Annotated in this window: 2 protein-coding genes and 1 pseudogene; 1 reads left to right on the top strand and 2 read right to left on the bottom strand. The window is 61.8% G+C overall.

Annotated elements, in window-relative coordinates; genetic code table 11:
• A partial coding sequence (locus tag AB4Z11_RS30580; protein WP_442029782.1) for a YaeQ family protein occupies positions 1-301 on the bottom strand: 301 nt, incomplete at its 3' end.
• 9 nt (positions 302-310) lie between these two features.
• Positions 311-1180 carry a formyltetrahydrofolate deformylase gene (gene purU / locus AB4Z11_RS30575; protein ID WP_442029781.1) on the bottom strand — a complete coding sequence of 290 codons (870 nt, stop codon included), beginning with the start codon at positions 1178-1180 and terminating at the stop codon, positions 311-313.
• Positions 1181-1305: 125 nt separating this feature from the next.
• Here purU and AB4Z11_RS30570 point away from each other — a divergent pair.
• Positions 1306-1863: pseudogene (locus AB4Z11_RS30570) on the top strand (NADP-dependent oxidoreductase); the annotation flags it as partial.

The following is a 1863-nucleotide window of genomic DNA, read 5'->3' as shown; positions in this document are numbered from 1 at the left end:
TTTCAGAACGGCCGGCGGCCTTGAGCAGGCGGCGTTCGTCCGGCTGGCCGACTTCGATCCACAGCTGGATCGCGCCGGTCAGGTCCATCTGCCACAGGTCCGGTTCCTCGGTATCGGAAATGCCCTTGGCGTTCACCAAGGCCTCATCGGCGTGGATGGCGAAGGCCAGGATGCGGATCATCAGGCGCTCGTCCGTTTCGGACGGATGGCGCGCCAGGGTCAGCAAGTGTGTGCCGTAGTAATTGCGGTCCATGTCCGCAATGGAGAGTTCTGCTTTGTAGATTGTAGATTTGAGAGCCATGAAACTAATTTACTTGAAAATCACAGTACGGTGGCCGTTCTGCAGCACGCGGTGTTCGGTGAACCATTTCACCGCGCGCGCCAGCACCACGCATTCGACATCGCGGCCGATGGCCGACAGGGTTTCTGCACTCATCGAGTGGTCGACGCGTTCCACGTCCTGCTCGATGATCGGACCTTCATCCAGGTCGCTGGTCACGAAGTGTGCCGTAGCGCCGATCAGCTTCACGCCGCGCTGATGCGCCTGCGCGTAAGGCTTGGCGCCTTTGAAGCTGGGCAGGAAGGAGTGGTGAATATTGATCGCCCTGCCCTTCAGCTGCGCGCACAGCGACGGCGACAGAATCTGCATATAGCGCGCCAGCACCACCAGATCGATCTGATGCGAATCCAGCAGCTCGATAATGCGCGCTTCCTGCGCCTGCTTGGCCGTCTCCGGCGCGCCAGCCGCCAGCGGCAGATGATGGAACGGGATGTTGTAGCTGGCCGCCAGCTGGTAGAAGTCCATGTGATTGGACACAATCGCCGGAATCTCGACCGGCAGCAGCCCGCTCTTGTAGCGGAACAGCAGGTCGTTCAGGCARTGGCCGATCTTSGACACCATSAKCATCACGCGCGGCTTGCGGCCCGCATCGTGCAGCTCGATTTCCATGCCCATCGCCTCGCCGACCGAAGCCAGCGCCGCGCGCAGATCCGCGTCGGTGATGGCCGCATCTTCGCGGGCGAAGTGCACGCGCATGAAGAAGCGCTTGGTTTCCGGGTCGCCGAACTGGGCCGAGTCGATGATGTTGCAGCCGTGCTCAGCCAGGAATCCGGAAACGCGATGGACGATGCCGCGCTGATCGTGGCAGGCTAGCGTGAGGATGTATTCTGGATGGTTCATGGCCGCATTTTCGAATAGGTGAGCCGTCTATTGTCGCATGAACCACAGAAAATCCGGAAATAGCACGTTCGTATTATTTTCAGGTATAGTCTTTCCACCACACCCAACCACAAGGAAAACAACAGATGGAGACAGCCCAATTCCGCCTGGCCGCCCGCCCTGTCGGCATGACCAAGGAAAGCGACTTCGAACGCACCACCGAAACCGTGCGCGAACTGAATGATGGCGAAGTGCTCGTCAAAACCCTCTACCTCTCGCTCGACCCGGCCATGCGCGGCTGGATGAACGATGCCAAGTCCTACATCCGTCCAGTCCAGATCGGCGAAGTGATGCGCGCCGGCGGCCTCGGCGTCGTGGTCGCGTCGAAGTCGGCCAAGTTTGCCGTGGGCGATCACGTGTCCGGCGGACTCGGCGTGCAGACATACTGGCTCGGCGCCGCGGATGACCGCTCGGCCGCGCTGTACAAGATCGAGCCATCGCTCGCGCCCCTGCCGACCTGGCTCAACACGCTGGGCATGCCGGGCATGACGGCTTACTTCGGCCTGCTCGAAGTGGGCCAGCCGCGCTCGGGTGAAACCGTGGTTGTGTCCGGCGCGGCCGGCGCCGTAGGCCAGACGGTGGGCCAGGTTGCCAAGCAACTGGGCTGCCGCGTGGTCGGTATCGCCGGCGGCAAGGACAAGTGC

This window comes from Pseudoduganella sp. RAF53_2, from assembly GCF_052113985.1.
Taxonomy (GTDB): Bacteria; Pseudomonadota; Gammaproteobacteria; order Burkholderiales; family Burkholderiaceae_D; genus Rugamonas.
The sequence above is the reverse complement of the archived record's forward strand: the minus strand, read 5'-3'. Positions and strand labels throughout refer to the sequence as shown.